Here is a 22,530-nt window from a genome sequence, read left to right on the forward strand (position 1 = left end):
TCTTTAATTTAATCGTTTAAAGGATAACGTCCGACTAAGTTAAGCTTTCCAAGAACATTTTGTTCTATTCTCTCTCATGTTCCAATAATTTCTTAAAGAATATTCTGTTTCGTTATATAATACTCTTTCTTATTTCATATAGCCATCACACTTTCTATATAAAATTTTAAATTTCCATTAGAATAAGCGAAAATGTTATTAAAGTAGATAAACTATACATTTTTTTAACTTAAAATTTACATTTACATATAAACTTAAACATTGCTACCAAAAGTAGAAATTATTTATTATTTATATTTATAATTTACAAATTTACATTATCTTTACAAAAAATTCATTTCCTGTTTATATACTGGTGTTATTTTCTAATTATACACATAACGACACTTAGATAAGGGAGATGTCTATATCATGGAAACATCAAGTACAGACCACAAATTAACGAATTTAGAGGATCCTTCTTTTTATAATAACAGAGAGCTAAGTTGGTTGGATTTTAATAAGCGAGTATTAGAAGAAGCAATTGATGAACGGAATGCTTTACTAGAACGTTTTAAATTTTTATCTATTTTCAGCTCCAATTTGGACGAGTTCTTTATGGTTCGTGTAGCTGGACTATTAGATCAAGTAAAAGCAGGATTCAATCGTCCAGAAAACAAAGCTGGACTGACGCCCAAAGAACAACTAGCTGCAATTTCTACAATTACTCATAATCTTATAGACAAACAAGATGACGTATATTTATATGACTTAGCCCCCCTATTAGCTAAAGAGAAGGTAAAGATTGTGTCTATCTCTAAAACTAATTCCACAGGTTTATCTTTTTTAGAATCTTTCTTTGATAAACAGATTTTTCCCATTCTAACCCCAATGGCTATAGATGCCTATCGGCCCTTCCCTATGCTCTTAAATAAATCTTTAAACCTGGCTGTTCAAATTGAAGGTAAAAAGCAAGATAGAAGTAGCAATACATATTCTAAGAGCGAAAAATTAGCAATTGTACAAGTTCCTGCAGGACTCGCTCGTTATATTGAGTTGCCTGGAGATGAGGGAGTAAGAAACTTTGTTTTAGTCGAACAAGTTATTGCTCAATTTATTCATAAATTGTTTAAAGGGCATCATGTTCAATCAGTCACACTTTTCCGTATTACGCGTAACGCAGATTTAACCATCCATGAAGACGAAGCACAGGATCTTCTAAAAGAGATAGAAGAAGAGCTAAAAAAACGCAAATGGGGGGCAGCAGTTAGACTAGAAGTACAGAAACACTGTCATGATCAACAAGTGGTTAATTACTTAAAAGATGAACTAGAGATTCATGATAAAGATGTCTACTGTGTTCAGGCACCTCTTGACTTAACCTTTCTCTTCTCATTTTACAAAACGATTCAATCAACTCATGAACATTTAGTAGCACCTTCATTTATCCCTCAGCCTCCCCAAGACTTAGAAGGAGAGAAAGATATTTTTGAAAAAGTACTTAAGGAAGATGTTTTACTCCATCATCCTTATGAGTCCTTCGAACCGGTGGTTAACTTTATATCACAAGCTGCTGATGATCCAGATGTGTTAGCGATTAAACAGACCTTATATCGAGTGAGTGGAGATTCTCCGATTATTAAAAGTCTTGAAAGAGCTGCTGAAAAAGGAAAACAGGTAACGGTACTAGTGGAATTAAAAGCACGATTTGATGAGGAGAACAATGTACAGTGGGCTAAAGAATTAGAGCAATCAGGATGCCATGTACTATACGGAATGACGGGCTTAAAAACACATAGTAAAATCACATTAGTTTTACGCCGTAAGAAAGGAGAAATTCAACGATTTGTTCATTTAGGAACAGGTAATTACAATGATGCTACGGCACGAATTTATACCGACTTGGGCTTAATTACATCAAATGAACAGATTGGAATTGATGCAACCAACTTTTTTAATTATTTAAGTGGCTATACAGAGAAACCCGATTATCACCACTTATCAGTTTCTCCATTTGGTATAAGAGATACATTTATAAATTTAATAGATGAAGAAATTGCGTATCAACAACAGTATGGAAATGGTCATATTATCGCTAAAATGAATTCATTAACGGATAAGCAGATAATTATAAAGCTTTATGAAGCATCTAATACAGGAGTGAAAATTAATCTTATTATACGTGGAGTCTGCTGCCTACGTCCAGGCATTAAGGGTGTTAGTGAAAATATCAAAGTCCGAAGTATTGTAGGAACGTTTTTAGAGCATACACGCATTTATTGTTTTCATCACAATGGAGAACAAAAAGTATTTTTATCGTCTGCAGATCTTATGACAAGAAACATGGAAAATCGTGTAGAGATTCTTTTCCCAATTTTAAGGGAGCATTTGCAACAACGAATTTATACGTGGTTAAATCTTATGCTAAAAGATAACTCGAAAGCCCGTGAACAAAATTCAGAGGGACAGTATCATTATATAAACCACAAAAGTGAAACAGAGCTAATTAACAGTCAAGAGGAGCTTTGCCAGTTAGCTTATGCTGTAAAGAATTCTCCAAAAGTAAACAATCAATTAGCGATGGAACTCAAGCACAAAGTAGTTAAATTAGGTGCTTCCTCATTAGGTAGCTTACGTAAAATGATGCTCTTATAAATTTATAACAAGTGTACTTAGAAAGGATTGCGATTGTTAAATCGTCATCCTTTTTTATTTTTTACAGACTAGTAATTTATCCGCAAAATTTGTATGACAAGTAGGTAAAAAATATGTAGAAATATAATATGAAATTGTGTACAATAATGTAAAGAATATGTAAAAATGGTGTTAATTTATTGTTAATTTTAAACTTGAAGCAAAAATGAAGTATGAATTAAGTTGAAAAGGTGTTTTAAAATGGACAGTTTTTTTAGTGGAATTGAACTTTCGTTTCTTTTGTTAACAGTACTTATTGTGTATATTTTAGTTTGGCACCTTCCTCTCCAAGGTTCACTGATCATGATGGTATATTTTATACTGTTACTTGTCTACACAATTATTAAATTTCTTTTATCCCCTCAATTTCGTCATTTTCCTCTTGTTAAAAGCTTGATTACCATTCTATTCATTCTGGTGATTTCAGAGTATCTTATCATTTACGATTATCATACAATTCATTTTTCCTTCTTTCGTTCAATTATTGATTACTTAAGTAACTTGAGTATGTATTTAATCTTTATGAATAAATAAGTTAGAGAAATTAATTCTTACGTATGAACAGGAATCCAAAGCTAGTTTTATTTATTGCTTACATGCACCTTTGTAAACAGATAGAATTCTAATTTTATAAAAAGCAAATAATGGTAGAGGTGAGTATATGATTACTAAAGCTAATGAAAATGATGTAAAAGAGATTATAAGTAATGCTGTAGATGCTGTTCAGGAAGCAACTGGTTATACTTTTAAACCTTCTCAAGGGCAAATGGGAGACATCATTAAAAGAATTTTAGATCATGGGGGATATTACCTTATATTGAAAGGAAAGAGCTATTTAAAAGGTTGGATTTTATTAGATATCAGTAAGGATTACTTTAGACGGCAAAATATTGGTTTCATTTATGAAGTATATATTTTGCCTAAATATCGAGGAAGGGGTTATTCCAAAGAATTGATTAAGGCAGCTCTAGAAGACCTATACACTCAAGGATGTAATGAAATAGAAAGAAATATATGTAGCACAAATTTTTATAAAGAAATAGGGTTTGTAAATCATCAAAACGAGCCCATCTATTAATTATTTTTATACTGAATAGATGATTAAAACATAAAAGTCCTTTTAAAGGGCTTTTATGTTTTTTATTACCGATAATTCACATTATGGTAACTAATAATGAATGGAGTATACAGCGTTTTTTTTAAGAATACCTATGTTAAAATGGTGTAAAAAGGTAACTAGTTAAGGGGATGCACATGTCTTTTATTCTTAATAATTGTCTAGGCATTGGAGTAATTTTTAGTTTGATATTTTTCGCAAGTATAGTTATTGAAAAAAGAATAATTTCTCTTTTAGTTTCTTTAATTACTCTATTGTTTGGTTTATTTTTAACTTTTTATGCTGCTAATAAAATGAATGGATTTGAAGCTATAGACGTATATGTAAAAGGACTAATCTTTATTGGAGAAGCTTTAATCTTATTAGTTGTTACAAGTATATTCATAGTGACACAAGAATCGAAGAAGAAAACAGGCTAGCTTGAAAATTTTCAAGCTAGCCTGTTCCTAGAAAGTACACTATGTATGGGTCTTAAAGTAGTTTAAAATCCTCAAACAATATTGTAAATACTCATTGCAATAATAGTTTGAACCATTGAAATGATACTTAATTGTATAAAAGAACTATTTCTTTTAGTAATATATGTATCGTATAAAATATTGACAATAAAGAAGCAAATGAGGCCTACAACAGTTTCAATTATAAACATTTTTATAACCATCCATTTAATAAATATTAGATTTAACTAACTTCTACCTCCATATAACGGATGCCAAAAGAGGTGTAATATGTAACGCGATAATTTTTTATGGATTTTTGTTTCACGCTGTTCCACTCGTGGCCATTCGGTTTGGCTTGATAACCTTGCACCATAAATTTATCCAGTGGTCTAAGTGACCATTTTCTGAAATCCCCTTCAAGTTGTGCTACCTTTTTCTCTTCTTCTGGTGAACTTAAATAGCGTGCTTAATTACTTGTTATTCTCGGTATACTGATAGCTAAAATAATAATAACCCCAATGAAGATGACCCAATTCAACAAGCGTTTTTTCATTTTGGATATTTATCCCTTTTTATTTCATTATATTATATCTATCGATATACGACTAATATATTCTGCTAACTAAATCTGTACAGGAGATTTATAGCAATCTACGTCTCTAGATGTATAGTAATAGCAAAGAATTGGTGTTGAAATTTTCTATGTAAATTAATGGATATTATATGGGGGATATTTATGAAAAAAGTTTATATTGAGGTCATAGCAGCTTTGAGTATATCTATACTCTTGTTTGGTTGTAGCTCAAATGAAAAAGATATGAAGGAAGAATTAAACTTAGGGTTTGACCAATCTAAAAAAGTAGAAGTATCATCTGTAAATCATCCAGACGTAGTAGTAAATACTATTGATAAGCAGCAAGATATAAATACATTTATCAATAAACTAAAAGTGGATAAATGGGATGCTGCAGAGATCCCTGCCGATGCTAAGAAAGAGAATGTCTATAAAATGTATCAAGAAGGAACGGTTAAGTTAGGGGAGTCATCAAACAAGAACGAAAAGGAACTTCAACAGGTTGCTATAGTTACTACTTATAAGGGTATTCCTTATGTTAGTGTCGAAATTAAAAAACTTAATTTAAGTCTTAAAGTTCCAAATGATGTATCTGAATATTTGTCTAGTCAGAGTCTTGAAAAACAGTAGTTACATACATAATAAGTATAAGAAATAGGGCATTAAAAACATGATAGAAAATAAAATCCTGTTACTTTACATTCTTGTGATAAGATGGCATAGTGATTTATTATAAAATATTCTTATCAGAAGGAGAGTGGGGATTGTGAGAGAAACCTGTGTTCCGACTGGCATAGAACTAAAAAACACTGGTTTTGGATATACGTTATCCGTAATAGGTGGTAAATATAAAATGATTATTTTGTATTGGTTGTTTGAAAATAAGGTTATGAGGTTCAATGAGCTCAACCGATGTATTGGAACTATTTCCTTTAAAACACTAAGCGTTATGTTAAAAGAGCTTGAGAAAGATGGTCTTATTATACGCAAAGAATTTCCTCAAATACCTCCAAAAGTTGAATATTCATTATCTGAACGTGGATCTTCACTTATCCCATTGTTAGATATGATGTGCGATTGGGGAGAGAAAAATAATTTTCAAGCTCTAGAAGATGTAACACAGTAGGCATAATTAAAAAGAAGTACCTTCTTGTTTAAGAGGTACTTCTTTTTTTAGCTTTTATAAAAGTTACCCATTACATATTATCAATGAAATTTAAATAATCTTGAGTACTTTTTTCTATTTCACTTACAGATGGCTCAAATTCTGCTCCATAAAACGCAAAGAACGAACGATAATCTGCTTTACAATAGATGGCTGTCATCTCAAACGGACGCAACACTTGTTCAAGTGTATAATGGTATCTTCCAGCTTCACTATAATCCACATTTTTGACCCCAGCAGATACTCCTAAAGCAACTTTACGATTTTTTAATTTATCTCCTTTTGAACCATAAGCCCATCCATAAAGGAAAACCTCATCCAACCACTTTTTTAAGAGAGGCGGACAGTTGAACCAATATACAGGAAATTGGAAAACAAGGTTTCCATGAGTTTCAATCAATTTCTGTTCTTTTTCCACATCTATATTCTCATCAGGATAAACCTTATACAATTCGTGCACAGTATATTTTTCTGGATATTTTTTTAATTCTTCTACCCATCGCTTATTAACAACAGATGTTTCTAAGCTTGGGTGTGTTATGATAACAAGAGTTTTCAATGTTTCTTCCTCCTTAGGATAATTTGATTTTTATTGTAAAATCCAAACTAAAAATATGTAAGTACGCACTTTTATTACAGGTAATTACATAAAGGTAAGTACCTCCACATTTAAATCCATTATCCTAAAGTTGAATTTTGTGATTGAGTTTTCAATTAATGGTTTTACTTTTTTTCATTTATTCAATATTAGATATGTAGATATTAAAGTATTAATAATTATTTCTTTGTTTTATCATTTACGTATTATGTAGACAAATTGGTTCTCTGACCATAAGGTAAGTAATAGACAAAGCACTTATTTTTTTTATTCTTGTTATTTAATTGACATATTTTCGTCTTTTAAAACTATATTTATTTCTATTATGTAATAGGCATATCCCGTATAATGTTAACCAAAAGAACAAGGAACCTCATATTTATATAATTAAACATTATCTGAATCACCTGTCTAATATAGATGAATGAAAAAAGCAGTAAAGGTTTATTTCCTTACTGCTTTTTTCGCTTTCCTATTAATCGTGTTACAACAAGCATAGTACCTGGTAGCGAACGAGTTTTTCGATAGGCTAAATACTTGCCGTTCCATACAGGCTTATATTTGTCTTTAAAAAATCGTAAACCACTAAAGCTATACATATAACGTACGTTATTAAAAATCGCTGCTGCTACGCGCTCATACCAAAAAGAATGAGGGGAAATACCTACATTGGAAAGAGGAGCCATTCCTATGTTCAAATAGAGATAGCCTTCCTGCTTCGCCCATTCTAAAAGATGAATCAGCATAGCATCCATTACACCACTAGGGGCATTAGGGATGTATCGCATTAAATCGATAGAAATTTTATTTGGCTGGTAAACCGGCATAAGAGTATAAAACGCAATAATATAACCATCTTTATCTGCAAGTATGGCGACTGGTGCACGATTAATATAATCTAAACTGAAATAGCCAAGTGAAAATCCCTTTTCCTTTTTACCATTGAGCCATGCATCTGATACTCCTTTTAACTGTGTATATAACTCATTTGTAAGTGGGGGGGGAATCACAGAAAACACATAACCTTCTCGTTTAAATTTGTTTACTGTCGCACGAAGGCTCGCGCGTTTTTTCCCCGAGAGGGTAAACTTATTTACATCTACAATAGCTTCTTCTCCAAGTTTAAAGAAATTGTATCCAAAGTCATGATACAACCCCATCCATTTGCTCTCAATTTGATAGAAAATACAAGTATATCCAAACTTGTCTGCTTCATGAAGAAACTCTGCAACCGCTTTTGAAAAAGACAAGGAATTGCCACTGGGATCTCCTAATACAACGAGTCGATCACCTGAACGAGTAAATTGAATCAAAGCCTGTCCATCACTACTGAAGAAAAGGCGTTTATCTCCGAGAAACCCAAGATGACTTAATACATTTCCCCCATATTTCTCTAAAAAGTTTTGTAAACTGACAGAAGAAGCTGGCTGTCCCACCATTTTCGTTCGTGAACGTTTGAAAGATAATAATCCTCCGAGTAAAAAAACAGGCACAATAATTGCGGTTAATAGGGTACTTCTATGTACTTGGGCTGTAGTTCGGACAACATAATGCGGTTCAAATGTATTTGTTATTTCAGAAATCCATGTTCCAAGTGAATCGTATATATATAAAATAACAAGTAAAGCAACAATAGCGTTTACTACGTCAACTAATGTAAGCTCTATCCGTTCTTTTACAAATCGTGTTCTTAGTGCGTAAAACACTGCAAGAATGATGAGTAGTAGAAATGTTTCTTCTAAATCGATTCCTTTTAATGCATTAAACACTGCCCCGCCTATCAGCACAAAGAACATCATGTAATAGGATCTTTTCGTTTGATGATAAACTCCCTTTGTCAAAAGAATAAGAAGTACTCCAAACGAAAGAGACAAATCGAATGAAATCTGTATGAGTTGTTTTGGCACAAGAATACGTAGTTCATGTGCTCTATTAGCCGCAGTAGGGAGTAAAACGGATAAAATGATGATACATCCCGTCAAGGCTGTCAACGTTGCTAAAGACCATGAACTTAACGTAGAGAAAAACCGTCGTCTTAATGCCCATAGGACACCGGTTGTCTCTAAAGTAGGGGCAATAAATGGCCTATCCTCTACTTTCTTCAATGTTAACCCAGTCATTTCAAATGCTGCAAACGCAAGTCCTATTCCAAATGGGAATACAGTGTAAACGAGACGATATAACAAAAGAACAGATAAGGTTGTTTCTGCACTTATTCCATATTGCTTCAACCCCATTAAAAAAATGAGGTCAAATGATCCAAGACCACCTGGCACAAGGCTGATGCTTCCTGCAATAGAAGATATAACATATACACCTAGGGTTTGCCTAAAGCTCATCTCTACACCTAGCAATAAAACAATAACATACATAACAATACTAGCTGACAACCATTCTACAAGTGATACGAGGCAGTATAAAACAGCTGTTCCAGTTTTTCCTACTCTATCTTTTTCTTTTTTGCGTTTGACCTTTGAAATTCCAATGTATACAGGGACAAGAAAGGCGAAAATAACTAAAGCAGGCCAAAGCCAAGGCTTCTCCTGTAATAAAAACCATATATTTAATACACCGATCAATCCTAAGAAAGACAGAAAAGAAAGTCCGGTAATAAATGCAGTAGTCATCCATGTGATATTTTTAATCAGCTTTCCGTTATCTTGCACGTAAGAACGATAAAGCATGACACGTAAGCCAGCACCTACAAGGCCGCCAAAGCCAAAAATACCGTTAAATGAGTTGGCAATCCATGACACACGGAATATTTTCTGTATAGTTATATCTATCTTCATAGAACGTATCATAAGAAAATCATAAAAAAACATCATGGAGACCGCAAGTATACCTACTGTAATAGCTAAAAAAAAACCACCTGTAGGAATGTTCTTAATAACATGTACGGCATTACTAATCGATAACGATGCGAGTTCTTTTCGAGCCTCAATAGCTACAATAATTAGTATAAAAACTGGAAATAAAAATTTCCCGATATGTAAAATTCGTTTCAAAGCAATTGACATACGACCCTCTACTTTCAACAAGATTCACTGTTATCTTATCCACGCAACTAGTTTATTATGTACCAAACAAGTAGGCTGACATTTAGGTTGTATTCTAACTATGCTTTTACATATTGAAATATAATTGGCCCTAGTACTATATTTTAAGGAAACAGTTAGTGGGTAACTTATATTAAACACTAAGGTGGTAAGGAATGTTGCTGTTTGTATTATCTATTACCTTTTTTTTCTTTATTTAGGATAAACTCTTAATCCTTTAATGCAACTATATTTATAGTGTGTTTACTTTTTCATCTTTTTTTCACTATTAAATGATAACTTAAGTCTTAATCATGCTATAAAGCATTTTCTATAGATATTCCCCTTTCCATTTTCAAGCTTACCTAAAAAGGTGAGCTTTTTTTCTTATAATCCTCATTTTGTTTACAAATGTCTCTTTACATAATTCACAAAAGGAAGATGCTCACAATAGACTAGGCCCATACAAATTGAGGGGATGCATAAATATTAGTGTGTAATTTCAACCGTTTTTAATAGATCGGAAATTGTAACACATTCATATCCTTTTTCTTTTAGGGCGGGCAAAATACGTTTGAGAGCTGAAATAGTCTGGCTTTTTCCATTCACATGGTCGTGTAAAAGAATGATGTCTCCATTTTCTATATCATCTAATACATTTTGAACAATATATTCTACCCCAGGTCGATCCCAATCACGCGTATCATGCTTTTGAGACCACAACACAACTTGCAAGTTAGATTGTTCCACCACGTCTACAAGCTTTTGGTTGTAAAACCCTTGAACGGGTCGAAATAATGAAGGCTGATACCCACTTATATTAGAAATAGCTTTCTGAGTTAATTCAATTTCCTTGGTCAATTGTTTCATGGAAACATTGCGAGTCCAAATCAAATGATGAAATGTATGGTTTCCAACTTCATGACCTTCTCGTATTTCCCTTTCAACAATAGATGCATAACGTTCTACACGAGACCCTACGACGAAGAAAGTCGCTTTTGCATCGTATTCTTTCAAAAGATCTAAGATTTGTACCGTTTCATCTGATGTTGGTCCATCATCAAATGTAAGAGCTATTTTCTTCTTTTGGATAGGAATAGAATGAATGACATGCTCTTTAGGTAGAGAGATAGAAAATAACGGACTCATCAATGAATAGGCATTAACTGTTTTTTCACTCATTACAAACAAGGTAAATAAAGATACGCCAACCAATAAAACCACCCGACCCATAAGCATCCCCTTCTTTAAAACATTATTCGTTAAGATAACCTATTGAGTTGTTTTTATGTATAAGCCCTCTACCATGAGCTATGAAGGTTTCAGCAGCAGAATACCAAATATATGAATGTGTAGGGAAACACTACCTAAGGAAATTAACTTTGGTTTTACATATTATAAGAGGGATAATGTGAAGAAGAAAGAAACAAATTTGTTAAATGATGCGGCTAAGTCTTTTGCATTAGATTTACTGGAAAAGACTCCTAGTTCAATTCCACAAGTATTAGTGTATAATGAGACTACCTTGTAGAAAATTCTTTTTTATCACACAGATGCTCCTGGCAGAGCGTCTTTTTTATTTATCCCAATAAAGATTGTAAAAGGAAATACATAGATGAGTGTAAATGATAAATGGTATTTAGCCAAATATGAACCCGCATCTCGCGTAGGTTCATATAACTGGGACTACAAATTTGATAATAGCATTGAAGGAGCAAATTTAGTAAACAGATATCTAATTAAAGAAGATAAGCTCTCCCTATTTTTAAATAGTGAAAATTATTATTTTTATGTTGTAAAGCCTATTGAGGGTCATAGTAAAATACAAAAACTGTTCTGTGAAAGAAATCTTCAAAAGAATGGATTTCAAGACCTACATTACTCTTATATAAGGGACGAAAAGAGCTATACACCTTATTATGTATCAGCAGACATTCGAACCATTAAGTATTGTTATAAAAGTTTAACTAAGGATGATAATCCATTCACTTTAGATTTATTTGATGGGGATAACGACACAGTCATCTTATTTTCTAAGGAAGAGATTCGTGAAAATTTAATAGTCGATTATTTAAAAAATGAGGAGTTACAACCTTGGAGAAATAAAGAAACAAATGTACTACTCAATTTTTAAATAAAAAAGAAGTAGGATTAGTATATAAACATGATTATTTCTTTCATGAAGAAGCTACTGCTCGACCAGAATTAGAAGAGACAGTATTTATATGTTACGTTCCCTGGATATTAACTTAATTAATAAAAGAAAAAGCTGAAAGCTCAAAAATTGAGTTCTTTCAGCTTTTTTCTTTCCTAAAACAATATTATGTAAATAGACGTTGTATATGACTTATAGAAATTTCTAGTGTGAACCATTAAAATCTATTTTTCCATCGAGTTCTTCTAAATTTGTCTCATAAAGTTCCTCATCTTCACCATCACCTACAACTCCAATTAACCTCAGATCTTTCCCAGGCTCACCAAGTAATATTGCTTTTGAACCTATAGTTTCGAAATTGCAGTCTGTATAAAAGTACTCGGAAAGTATTTCAAGAATATCTTCTTCATTGTATTTAAAGTATTTTCTTTTATTCTTCATCATTAACACCTATTCATCTATAAATTTTTCACCTTTATAAACGCTTATTATAGCATGGTAGATGAACTAAATTTCTATTAAGAGCTATAAAAAAGAGTGCTAATAAGAATGAGTATATTAACAGACATACGTTAGAAATCATAATTTCAATCCTCTGTTTAAGAGCAATAAGAACTTTGCTTGAGATTTCTCATTACGAATCATTTTTTTAACACGAACATTACTTTGTAAGTAAGCTCTGACTTCTCTATTTCGGGATAGAGTGACAATTACTAGAGAAAAATAATCAATAAAAACACCGTTTCAAATAAACGGTGTAGTAAAAATTTGTTCTAATTTAATTTAGCTTGGATCATTTTCGTCTAACGAGAGAGTCGTTACGTTAGTATATTCTCCTTTAGAAATTTCCTCTGGAGTTGCATCTTTTTGCAATTCATCTTCAGTATTCATTCCTTCTGCAATTGTTGGCTTATCAGTTGAATTTTTTTGTTTTTTCATTTAGCACACTCCTTTCGAGTATATTTTTCTCAACGATAAACAGTATTATGTAAATTAGAAACAGAGTTCATTGTTCTTCCTTATAAAATCGTTCTCCTGTGTAATGATTGTAGTATACACGCAATTTTTTGTTTGTCGTTGGATCAACCATAACTTCATCCGTGCGGATAAACCCATTCGGTATACCCTGCCCGTGTCGGTTTCGAAAGCGTTTATCCCAAATAAGCCATGATAATAGGGCTAAAATCAAGATACCAACACTCATCACTACATAATATATAATGATTATATACACCATTATTACATCTCTTCTACAATAACTGCGGTTCCATATGCCACAATTTCACTCATGTTGTTTCCAATTTCACCAGAATCAAAGCGCATCATAATTATTGCATTGGCACCCATCAATTGGGCGTTTTTCACCATACGGTCTAACGCGTGCTTCCTTGCGTCCTCAAGCATTTCTGTATATTGACTAATTTCGCCCCCAATGAGTCCCTTTAGCCCAGCAAGAATATCATTACCAATACCTCTTGCTCGTACAGTTAATCCAAATACAGGACCCTTTACTTCTACTGTTTTATAGTTTGGTACGTTTTCTGTTGTAACAATAATCATCAACCATTTCTCCTTTTATTTATGATATTTACAAGATATTGAAATGAAAGAGTTGTATAGTAATCCTGAACTATTATTTATTCTACTTCTAAACTAAATAATTTCACTAACTGAAACATTTACTAACCTAATTTTTTTATGTTAAAATAGATTTATGCAAAAGTCCAACGTTGCATAACACATAGAATATACACCTTAACCTTTTTCTAAGAAAAGTCTTATTGTCAGTTTTCAAAACTGCTTTGGGGCTTTTCTTTTCTATAACATCGTTAGTCTCCATTTATTGCTTTTTAAAAAATCTCAGCATTAAAACCAAACAGAATTTGACAAAATAAAAGCCTTAACCCTATTCTATACTTAAAAATAAACTCAAGGAGTTATAACATACATGGATAACATGCAGCGTTTTATAGAGTTAGTCTTAAAGTTTGAACAATCCTTAAATAGAAAGCTGAATCATCAAGAAAAAGAATTCTTAATGTCGGTTGTAAAAAAAGAAAAACAGATAAAAGCGTAATTCTGAATTAATTACTTCTATCTGTTTTAGTAATGAAGGGTAGATCCCTTCTTTTCAATTCTTCTTCAAGAATAAGAATGAAATCTTTATCTAACTTTAATTCAATTGCTTTAAAATACGATGCTAATAATGTTTCATCCTGTAGTTTCTCCATGCTTCTCCTCGCTTTTTTTGAACAACATCTTTAAATATATAACAAATTGAATTTGATGTTAAGTATTTAAAAGATATTTACATTTCTCTTTTAGCTTATATAATTTGCGATATCCTAACAAAAATAAGCCCTTATCTTCAAGGACTCACTCGCTTTTACAAAGTTATTATTCATGCACCTTGTTTATTTTTGATAGATCCACATTTTAGATATAACTATAAGTAATTAAATATAATAAACTTTTAGCTCTCCTGATCTTACTGTTACAAAAGCTGTTCTTTCTACAGGTTTTTCACTTAATATACTCTCTATTTAAAGAAGGAAAACCCACTGTTCCTAAAACCTATTTAACAATTGGTTGCCCTTCTAACCTTTCATTGTTAGGAAGGTGGAATTAAACGTTGTACTCCATTTTTGTTCTTTCATTTCCATAACATTCTGTTAGATTACTCAATAGTATCTTTATGATAAATAAAAAGAACACGTAAAGAAAAACATATCTACGTACTAGATATTTTCCACCTTTAGATATCAGTACTTTTAGCAACTTCATGCTTTTATTCCGTGTTTGTCAGGATGATTCCTGCAAATAAAGGTATTTCATTTGATGCCTCATCTTTTTCTTAATTCGGCAAAGTGCATTATCCACTGTTTTGTGAGGAATATCTAGGTTTTTAGAGATTTGCATATAGGTTTGACCCTTCATATATAGGGCAAACACTTCTTGTTCGATGGCTGATAACATTTCTCCCAGGATGTATTCTCTCTCTTTTTTATTCTCGCTTTCTACAGCTGCCTTTTCCGGACTTATCGCGTAAGGGTGAGGAAGTATCTCCATAAGGGTTATGTCTTCCTCTGCTCGTTTTGAATTTCTAGATGTGTTTAAAGAAAGAGCATTATTTAAAGGCGAGTGTTTTTGACGATTCCCTGCTTTTATAGCTGTAATAAGTTGACGTGTAATGCATAACTCCGCAAAGCCTCTAAATGAACTTTTCCCTTCTATTCTAAAATCTCGCGCAGCTTTATATAATCCTAACTTTGCCTCCTGTAAGAGATCCTCTCGATCCCCTCCTAAGAGGAAGTATACTTTCACCTTCGAACAGACTAAATACTCATATTTTTTCACTAGTAAGTTGAAAGCAACCTCGTCGCCTAGTTGAAACGCTTGAACAATCCCTTCATCACTTGAAATTGACTTTTTTTCTCCTAGTTTTACATCAGCTAATATGTTCATTTGCGTTCCTCCTCTTCTCTTATGCTTTCTGTATACTTTAATTATAAAAAAGAGAAAGTATAAAAAATGTCGAAAAAGCAATGAGGAAAAAGAATATTTAGATAGAAAGAAGAGGGACATTACACAGTGTACAGGTCGTAATCCTCAAACAGGGGCAGGAATGACAATTCCAGCAACAAAGGTCCGGGGTTTAAAGTAGGAAAAGAATTAAAATATGCTGTTAAATAAGGATGCCTTAAAAGAAAGTCCCCCTATAGAGATAAACTTCTAAAGGGGGCTATTTTTCATGGTGAAAATTTCTAAATACCTACATCCAAACATTATCTAATCAAGGTTTCGATTTTCTTGAGTCGTCGTCTTAGAGTTAGAGGTAGGCTCTTTGCCAAGTTTAGGTTTCCAATTTCCTAACTTGTTCTTTACGTAATCCTTTAAAAAATCACGTTTCTTTTTTCGTCTTTTATCCCTGTTTTTCATAAAGATTCACCACCTTTGAGTTACTTAATAAATTCAATTTATCCTAGTTATAACTATGTTAAAAAAAACCATCTTTATGCTAAATCTATAAGTAATAAGTAGTTCATCTTATTATTGAAAGATATACTTTTAGGTTTGTTTCAGAGTATTCCAGAGAACGTTTTCCATTGTAAAAGTAATAAAAGTAGAATGTGAAGAACAAACAGATAATCTTCATTACTATTGTCATAATCAATCATAATAAACAAAGCAGGTTAATAAATATTAACCTGCTTTTCAGACTGATGAGAACTCTTTTAAGTTCTCGTTAGAACTTTATGATTTCTTAAAAGAAGCATCCTCGTTCTCAGAGGTGAAACTTTCTCTTTGAAGCTAGTTAGACCTGCCGTATGAAACTAACATTCTATGTTTCTAGAGAGTGGGCTTTGCACTAGAATTTCTATTTTGGCAATACTTCAAATGCTAAAAATTGGGTTACTTGATTACGGTTGAAATTATCATCGGAAAGTAGAACTAAACTGTCATGTCCATTTGGAAGCTTTGGTCCCCAGGATATCCCTTCAATATTGTCCAGTACCGATAAACCTAATGTTGTTAAATCTAAAATAAGACGCTTTTTCACGGGTTTAAATTTTTGTCCTTGTAATGAATGAATGTTCCTAATGTCACTAGCCCCGCGCGTATCTAATTCATAAATACGGATATAATTTTTAAATGCTCCATCCGCGCTTTGTACGCCAGAACGTTCAATACTTAGAAGTTTGTGTTTATTTACAGATAAAATTTCTGATACTCCGTTATCTGCATACTTACCAGGGCCAGGCTTCGCTGGGATGGCATCAATAGGATATGCATATTGTGCTAATAGCTTTCCATTACGGTCATATTGTGTAATTCGTGAAAGCGCCCCATTAGTCGGTGTAGGTACAGGTCCATCCTGATATAAAGGGGCTTCCATGGAAACCCATAAGGAATTACCATCGTTTGCAAAGGTCATTCCTTCAAACGTTAAATTATCACGTGGTCCAATCTCATGTTCTAGTGTCATGTTAAATTGTTTCGCTAAAGGTAAAGTAGCTAAATATTTCCCTTCCCCATTCGCATGCTTTATGAAAGGATTTAAGCCAAGAGAACGGCTCCCCTCACTTGTATACCAAACGCTTCCGTCTCTTGGATCTAGACGTATAGATTCAAAATCTGGTACTTCTCCTCCTGTTACGGCATATTGTGTTTGATTAGGATAGTTTGTACCATCAGGTTGTTTTAAAAAGTTCCTTCCTGTCAGTTTAACCGAAGCGAAATTCTTATTATCGTAGTTCAATTGAGCTGTATAAAAACGGGCAGGACTGTTATCCGATTTGTCATCACTTATCATTATCCATGTACCTTGCTTAGCGTTATAGGAAAGTCCTGATAACCCTCCTACAACAGTTCCTTGAAATTCTTTCTTAAAAGGGATCCTTTGCTCTCCAATCATTTTTAGGCTTCCAATATTATGTGTTTCTTTTGTATTATATTCCCACTTTTTATTTTGGAACGACTGACCAGCTGTTTCTTTATTATTTTTAGCTGCATCTGCAGGAGTAGATATAGCTAAAAAGGAACCTAATGCCATAATACTCAAGACTTTAAAACAATTGCCTGATTTTTGCTTATTCATAATAACCTCCCGAATTTTTAAGATGAGATGGGATACATATAATACGATAGCAATCATATATGAATTTTCCTTTAAAGTAACATTAATCCATTGTAAAGTCAGTTCAAGTATAGAAACTTAGAAATAACTACAATAACTTTTTAAAACGCAAAAGTATTACTACTAGTACTCTTAAAAAAGGGAACTCAGCATGTGAAAATTAAGGTGAACTGTGCAAGAAAAGATTACTTTTGGGTATCTTAGACATATAGAATTTGTTTCCATATAAATTTCTGTCAGGAAAGATGTATGCTCAAAGTAACTTCTAGCTAATAAGATAGTTATCAGAAGGAGGCACCTATCTAGTGGAAAAAGTAAAAATTAATGGAAGTCAACTTTTTACGTTAATGATGCTGTTTGAATTTGGAACTGCTTTCCTCCTCCCTATTGCTATAGAAGCGAAGCAAGATGCTTGGCTTTCCATTATGTTTGGAATGGTAGGTGGTTTTCTTCTATTTTTAGTCTACTATCAACTCTATCGTTACTACCCTGATTTATTACTTGTAGAACTCACACAAAAAATTATGGGGAAATGGATTGGTCGTCTCATTTCATTTCTTTACATTTTCTACTTTGCGAACCTTGCTGCCAGAGTCATTCGAGATTTTGGAGACATGTTATTGACATTTGCTTATCCAGACACTCCTTTATTTATTGTAAATGCCTTACTGATGTTTGTTGTTATCTATACTGTAAGCAAAGGAATCGAGGTATTGGCAAGATCCAGTCAACTTCTGTTCATTTTGCTCTACTTCTTTACTCTTTCTGGATTCCTGCTCATTGTATGTGCTGGTTTACTTGACTTTAAAAATTTAAAACCTGTATTAGAAAACGGCATTTGGCTACCTCTGAAAGTTTCCCTAACTCAAGATTTATATTTTCCATTTGGTGAAACAATTGTATTTTTGATGATTTTACCGTACGTGAAAAACATGAGCAAAGGAATTGGATTAAGCGCTATTGGATTAACAGGTATCAATTTAATGATTACCATTTTACCTGGACATTCCACTTCAAGTTATAATCCCTCTTTTGCTTCTGACGGTGGCTTTCTTTAAAAATAGAGACAATCTTAAGCAATCTGATATCAAGTTGCATAAATGAACTGAGTCAGCTTAATTCACTCAAATCAAATCGACATTCTTAAATAATTCCCTTTTAAGTTGTATATCGTATACAGAGTTAGGTTAGTTACCGGAATGGTTTTTATCGGAATAGAAAAGAAGCTTAAGAGCTATATTGATAACTCCTAAACTTCTTTTTTCCAATGGACAAGGGCAGTACGGCGGCTGGGATTGGGGATGACGGTGCGAGCTTACCGCGGTGGCTATGCGCCCATCGGCCAATTTGGCTGGGACAGAGGAAGTGGCACCTCTACCTCGGCCGACCCGAACAACCAGATTATCGGAATACTACTCACTCAATTTCGGATGGGCATTGCAGATTCCGCGTGAGCTACCCACAACTTCTGGACCATGCTCTACCAAGCAAACGGATACTGACACCCAGTCCGAAAATTATTTATATTTCCGATAACAGTACTTATATTGATTGTATTTTTATATTGTATACACGGTTCTCTTGACACCTTACAAATATTACTAATTTTCAGATAAACTTTACATTTGGTGATTTCTCTATAAACTTTCTCTATCCTTATCATGTATGCAACTTGAGTCAATACAATAAAGTCCGCCTCTAGATTCAATTTCCTCTATAATTTGACGATGAATTTTCTGACCTTCTTCATTTAAATAGGGAGTTATCTGTTGAAGTGAATGATGAAAGTAAGTAAGTTCATCATCTTTCCATTCTTTTTTTGAAATCATTGACAATTTAGTCATGTCTCGACCTCTATACAATTTATAAACACCCCTCTACTTTTTTGTCTGAAAGCAATAAGTTTATTGAAACCAACTGTTTTTCTTCTTCAATCCGGTATTATTTCCTTCTGAATCACTATTTTCATTTAGACAGGCAATAAAGATATTTACTCTTTCTTTCATAAAATAAATAAAAACATCCTTTAGCCTCTCCCAGCTTGGAAAGAAGGATATTTAGTCATACCGCCATCAGCAAATAATGTAATACCTGTTACGTAGCTTGCTTGTGATGATGCTAAGAATGCTGCAACTGCTGCTACTTCTTCTGGTTTACCGATGTAACCCATTGGAATCATGCTTTCTACGTCTGCACGTTGTAGAGGATCAGCAAATTTTTCAGCGTTGATTGGTGTATTCATCGCACCCGGTCCAATATTATTTACGCGGATACCCTTTGGCGCATATTCTAGAGCCAATGTTTCTGTCATTTGTTTCATACCGCCTTTACTTGCTGCGTAGTGAACAAATAATGGCCAGGGAATCCTTTCATGAACGCTAGACATGTTAATAACGTTTCCTTTAATGTCGTTTTCAACAAAATATTTGATTGCTTCGCGGCTTCCTAAGAATGCACCTGTTAAGTTTGTATCAATAACTTTATTCCAGTTATCTAGAGGCAACTCATGAGAAGGAACTGGATTTTCAACACCAGCATTGTTAATCATTACGTCCAATGTACCAAATTCTTTAATGGCTGTTTGAACAAGACTTACAACGTCTTCTTCTTTTGTTACGTCGCCTTGGACGATGATTGCATCTCCTCCTGCTTCTTCTACTTCTTTTTTTGCTTCTAAAGCTTCTTCTTCATTGTTGTAATAGTTAATAACAACTTTTGCTTCTTCTTGACCGAAACGAACAGCCATTGCGCGTCCTAAACCTGTTGATCCACCTGTAATTACAACTACTTTATCTTTTAAATCTGTATACATCATAAAATCCTCCTATCCCGCAGAGATATATTCTCTCTTCTAAGGTGCTTTTTAAAACAACTAATAAGTTTTGTCTTCTTGTTAGATTACCTCTGAATATATAAAATAAAACTCATTTTAACTATTAATCCAGTAAAATGGTTAAACAGCACTATTCATTCCATATACATGTCACCTTAAAAGATTGTTTGAATTTTTTCATTCCTAGAGACACACAATGGTTAAAATTGATTGGTTAATTAATTGAATATGAATATTTCCAAGAAGAAATAAATGTATATGAAAAGAACATTTAGTGAAAATATATAGTTTATAAGAATTAGTTTTTTTATAGGAACCTACCTTTTTCAAGCCAAAAGATTATATGAGGTCGCTTATTTCTTCCTCACTAATTACGTTTTCTCTGTTAAAACATAGGGTAAATACTTGTGCAGATAAGAATAATTTCTAACACTACCTTAATATCTATACTTACCTGCTATAGAGTTCGCTCGTTACGGAGAACTCATAACAAACATTTCAGGATTAATAATGATAAAAAGGAGTTCTTGACCAATGGAAAAGAAGTGGTGGAAAGAAAGTGTAGTTTATCAGATATACCCCATTAGCTTTAAAGATTCAAACGGTGATGGTATTGGGGATTTGCAAGGCATTATATCAAAGCTTGACTACCTACAAGAGCTAGGCATTGAAGTGATTTGGCTATGCCCTATTTATCAATCACCAAATCATGATAATGGCTATGATATCAGTGATTATCGAGCTATTATGAAACAGTTTGGAACGATGGAGGATTTTGATGAACTATTAACTCAAGCACATAAACGTAATTTGAAGATCATTATGGACTTAGTTGTTAACCATACATCAGACGAACATCCGTGGTTTATTGAATCCCGTTCTTCTATAGATAACCCAAAGAGGGACTACTACATCTGGAGAAAAGGTAAAAATGGGGGTCCACCGAATAACTGGGAATCTTATTTTGGTGGATCTGTTTGGAAATATGATGAACTGACAGACGAGTACTATCTTCATCTCTACACTAAGCAACAGCCAGATCTGAATTGGGATAATAAAAATGTTATAAGAGAAGTTGAAGAAATGGTGTCTTGGTGGCTTGATAAAGGAGTAGATGGATTTAGATTAGATGCTATTGCTCATATTGTTAAAGCTGAAAATCTTCCCGATGCGCCGAATCCAACTGGCCTTCCCTATGTAAGAGCCTATAAGCTATTTTCTAATTTGGAAAAAGTTCATACTCTACTTAGAAATTTATATGATGAAGTACTGTATAAATACGATATCATGACAGTAGGGGAAACATCGGGGTTAGGACCTGAACAAGCATTGAACTATATTGGAGATAAACGTCATGAACTGAATATGGTCTTTCATTTTGAACATATGCTGTTAGATTCAAAAGCTGGAGGGACCGGCAAATGGGAATTTAAGCCGTGGAACCTTCTAGATTTAAAGAATGTAATGAGTAAATGGCAAACGATTATTCATAATCAGGGCTGGAATGCAAATTATCTCTGTAACCATGATCAGCCTCGTTCAGTTTCACGTTTCGGAAATGATGGAAAATACCGAAAAGAATCAGCCAAAATGTTAGCAACGTTCTTGCTAACATTAGAAGGGACACCTTACATATTCCAAGGAGAGGAAATTGGTATGACAAATCCCAACTTCCCGTCCATTGAGGATTATCGCGATATTGAGACCCTTAACTATTATAAGGAAGCAACGGAAAGTGGAGCTTCACTGGATTCTACTATGAAAGCAATTTGGAGGAAAAGTCGGGATAACTCTCGTACTCCTATGCAATGGGATGGTACACATGCTGCAGGTTTTACCCAAGGTACACCTTGGATTAAAATAAATGCGAATTACAAGGAAATTAATGTAGAGGAAGCCCTTCAGGATAAGAGTTCTATTTTTCACTATTATCGAAAGATGATTGCATTGAGAAAGAACCATGATGTCCTTATTTATGGAGAATATAAACTCTTATTGCCTATTGATCCAGACCTTTATGTATATACTCGTACGTTAGGTGAAGAAAGATTTTTAATTATATTGAATTTCTTTGATAGAACGCCCATATTTGAAATGCCAGAAGAGTTAAGTATGCTGGATGCTAAACTTTTGATTTCTAATTATGATGTAGAAAGAGAAGATTTACATGGGTTAAAGTTACAGCCTTATGAAGCCCGGATTTATAAATTACAAAAGAATTAATGATGGAAATTTCACCTTTACTTTAAGGTAGATATATTTAGAAGTACCATAATGAATTAAACTATATATTTCATAT

Annotated in this window: 22 protein-coding genes and 2 pseudogenes; 11 read left to right on the forward strand and 13 right to left on the reverse strand. The window is 33.2% G+C overall.

Features of this window, described 5'->3' with window-relative positions:
- Positions 1–411: 411 nt before the first annotated feature.
- The 6 genes from SB717_RS26725 to SB717_RS26750 all read left to right on the forward strand — a co-directional run bounded on the left by SB717_RS26725 (position 412) and on the right by SB717_RS26750 (position 5,930).
- Complete coding sequence (locus SB717_RS26725) at positions 412–2,634, forward strand: RNA degradosome polyphosphate kinase (RefSeq protein ID WP_410905516.1); 2,223 nt, start codon at positions 412–414, stop codon at positions 2,632–2,634.
- Positions 2,635–2,874: 240 nt separating this feature from the next.
- Complete coding sequence (locus tag SB717_RS26730; RefSeq protein ID WP_410905518.1) at positions 2,875–3,207, forward strand: hypothetical protein; 333 nt, start codon at positions 2,875–2,877, stop codon at positions 3,205–3,207.
- A 127-nt stretch (positions 3,208–3,334) separates the two neighbouring features.
- Positions 3,335–3,751 (forward strand): GNAT family N-acetyltransferase, encoded by a 417-nt coding sequence (locus tag SB717_RS26735; protein WP_410905520.1) that lies wholly within the window; start codon positions 3,335–3,337, stop codon positions 3,749–3,751.
- 176 nt (positions 3,752–3,927) lie between these two features.
- Complete coding sequence (locus SB717_RS26740) at positions 3,928–4,209, forward strand: hypothetical protein (RefSeq protein ID WP_098239820.1); 282 nt, start codon at positions 3,928–3,930, stop codon at positions 4,207–4,209.
- 757 nt (positions 4,210–4,966) lie between these two features.
- A complete protein-coding gene (locus tag SB717_RS26745; RefSeq protein ID WP_410905523.1) occupies positions 4,967–5,434 on the forward strand; it encodes a hypothetical protein in 468 nt (155 codons plus the stop codon).
- 136 nt (positions 5,435–5,570) lie between these two features.
- Positions 5,571–5,930, forward strand: a complete 360-nt coding sequence (locus SB717_RS26750; protein ID WP_353636061.1) for a winged helix-turn-helix transcriptional regulator — start codon at positions 5,571–5,573, stop codon at positions 5,928–5,930.
- 70 nt (positions 5,931–6,000) lie between these two features.
- Here SB717_RS26750 and SB717_RS26755 read toward each other — a convergent pair whose 3' ends face one another.
- The 3 genes from SB717_RS26755 to SB717_RS26765 form a co-directional block, all read right to left on the reverse strand.
- Positions 6,001–6,528, reverse strand: coding sequence for an NAD(P)H-dependent oxidoreductase (locus SB717_RS26755; protein WP_303533836.1), 528 nt, complete (start codon positions 6,526–6,528; stop codon positions 6,001–6,003).
- 491 nt (positions 6,529–7,019) lie between these two features.
- On the reverse strand, positions 7,020–9,587 hold the full coding sequence (gene mprF / locus SB717_RS26760; protein ID WP_410905525.1) for a bifunctional lysylphosphatidylglycerol flippase/synthetase MprF: 2,568 nt from the start codon (positions 9,585–9,587) through the stop codon (positions 7,020–7,022).
- Between the two features lie 507 nt (positions 9,588–10,094).
- On the reverse strand, positions 10,095–10,838 hold the full coding sequence (locus SB717_RS26765) for a polysaccharide deacetylase family protein (RefSeq protein ID WP_410905527.1): 744 nt from the start codon (positions 10,836–10,838) through the stop codon (positions 10,095–10,097).
- A 382-nt stretch (positions 10,839–11,220) separates the two neighbouring features.
- Between SB717_RS26765 and SB717_RS26770 the strand changes: the two genes are divergently transcribed.
- Entirely contained in the window at positions 11,221–11,739 is a 519-nt protein-coding gene (locus tag SB717_RS26770; RefSeq protein WP_410905529.1) for a hypothetical protein, read from the forward strand.
- Positions 11,740–11,964: 225 nt separating this feature from the next.
- Here SB717_RS26770 and SB717_RS26775 read toward each other — a convergent pair whose 3' ends face one another.
- The 4 genes from SB717_RS26775 to SB717_RS26790 all read right to left on the reverse strand — a co-directional run bounded on the left by SB717_RS26775 (position 11,965) and on the right by SB717_RS26790 (position 13,320).
- Positions 11,965–12,204, reverse strand: coding sequence for a hypothetical protein (locus SB717_RS26775; protein WP_312036203.1), 240 nt, complete (start codon positions 12,202–12,204; stop codon positions 11,965–11,967).
- A gap of 339 nt (positions 12,205–12,543) precedes the next feature.
- Positions 12,544–12,699 (reverse strand): hypothetical protein, encoded by a 156-nt coding sequence (locus SB717_RS26780; protein ID WP_168797088.1) that lies wholly within the window; start codon positions 12,697–12,699, stop codon positions 12,544–12,546.
- A gap of 67 nt (positions 12,700–12,766) precedes the next feature.
- Entirely contained in the window at positions 12,767–12,997 is a 231-nt protein-coding gene (locus tag SB717_RS26785) for a hypothetical protein (protein ID WP_081350979.1), read from the reverse strand.
- A gap of 2 nt (positions 12,998–12,999) precedes the next feature.
- Complete coding sequence (locus tag SB717_RS26790; protein ID WP_074682737.1) at positions 13,000–13,320, reverse strand: YbjQ family protein; 321 nt, start codon at positions 13,318–13,320, stop codon at positions 13,000–13,002.
- Positions 13,321–13,708: 388 nt separating this feature from the next.
- Between SB717_RS26790 and SB717_RS26795 the strand changes: the two genes are divergently transcribed.
- Positions 13,709–13,837: a hypothetical protein gene (locus tag SB717_RS26795; RefSeq protein ID WP_312036202.1), complete on the forward strand. Its 129-nt coding sequence runs from the start codon at positions 13,709–13,711 to the stop codon at positions 13,835–13,837.
- Positions 13,838–13,844: 7 nt separating this feature from the next.
- Here SB717_RS26795 and sda read toward each other — a convergent pair whose 3' ends face one another.
- The 4 genes from sda to SB717_RS26815 form a co-directional block, all read right to left on the reverse strand.
- Entirely contained in the window at positions 13,845–13,991 is a 147-nt protein-coding gene (gene sda / locus SB717_RS26800) for a sporulation histidine kinase inhibitor Sda (protein WP_074682735.1), read from the reverse strand.
- Between the two features lie 571 nt (positions 13,992–14,562).
- Entirely contained in the window at positions 14,563–15,225 is a 663-nt protein-coding gene (locus SB717_RS26805) for a sigma-70 family RNA polymerase sigma factor (protein ID WP_410905532.1), read from the reverse strand.
- A gap of 324 nt (positions 15,226–15,549) precedes the next feature.
- The gene (locus SB717_RS26810; protein WP_176585747.1) at positions 15,550–15,699 is read right to left on the reverse strand and encodes a hypothetical protein; all 150 of its coding nucleotides are present in this window, start codon (positions 15,697–15,699) and stop codon (positions 15,550–15,552) included.
- A gap of 439 nt (positions 15,700–16,138) precedes the next feature.
- Positions 16,139–17,359 carry an esterase-like activity of phytase family protein gene (locus tag SB717_RS26815; protein ID WP_074682731.1) on the reverse strand — a complete coding sequence of 407 codons (1,221 nt, stop codon included), beginning with the start codon at positions 17,357–17,359 and terminating at the stop codon, positions 16,139–16,141.
- A gap of 344 nt (positions 17,360–17,703) precedes the next feature.
- Here SB717_RS26815 and SB717_RS26820 point away from each other — a divergent pair.
- A pseudogene (locus SB717_RS26820) lies at positions 17,704–18,396 on the forward strand (GerAB/ArcD/ProY family transporter); the annotation flags it as partial.
- 265 nt (positions 18,397–18,661) lie between these two features.
- A pseudogene (locus SB717_RS26825) lies at positions 18,662–18,852 on the forward strand (serine hydrolase); the annotation flags it as partial.
- A gap of 183 nt (positions 18,853–19,035) precedes the next feature.
- Here SB717_RS26825 and SB717_RS26830 read toward each other — a convergent pair.
- Both SB717_RS26830 and gdh read right to left on the reverse strand, forming a co-directional pair.
- On the reverse strand, positions 19,036–19,260 hold the full coding sequence (locus SB717_RS26830) for a hypothetical protein (protein ID WP_074682729.1): 225 nt from the start codon (positions 19,258–19,260) through the stop codon (positions 19,036–19,038).
- A 164-nt stretch (positions 19,261–19,424) separates the two neighbouring features.
- The gene (gdh, locus tag SB717_RS26835) at positions 19,425–20,210 is read right to left on the reverse strand and encodes a glucose 1-dehydrogenase (RefSeq protein WP_074682727.1); all 786 of its coding nucleotides are present in this window, start codon (positions 20,208–20,210) and stop codon (positions 19,425–19,427) included.
- Between the two features lie 555 nt (positions 20,211–20,765).
- Between gdh and SB717_RS26840 the strand changes: the two genes are divergently transcribed.
- Positions 20,766–22,454 carry a glycoside hydrolase family 13 protein gene (locus SB717_RS26840; protein ID WP_074682725.1) on the forward strand — a complete coding sequence of 563 codons (1,689 nt, stop codon included), beginning with the start codon at positions 20,766–20,768 and terminating at the stop codon, positions 22,452–22,454.
- Positions 22,455–22,530 lie beyond the last annotated feature (76 nt).

This window comes from Priestia sp. SIMBA_032 (assembly GCF_046535215.1).
GTDB classification, from domain to species: domain Bacteria; phylum Bacillota; class Bacilli; order Bacillales; family Bacillaceae_H; genus Priestia; species Priestia aryabhattai.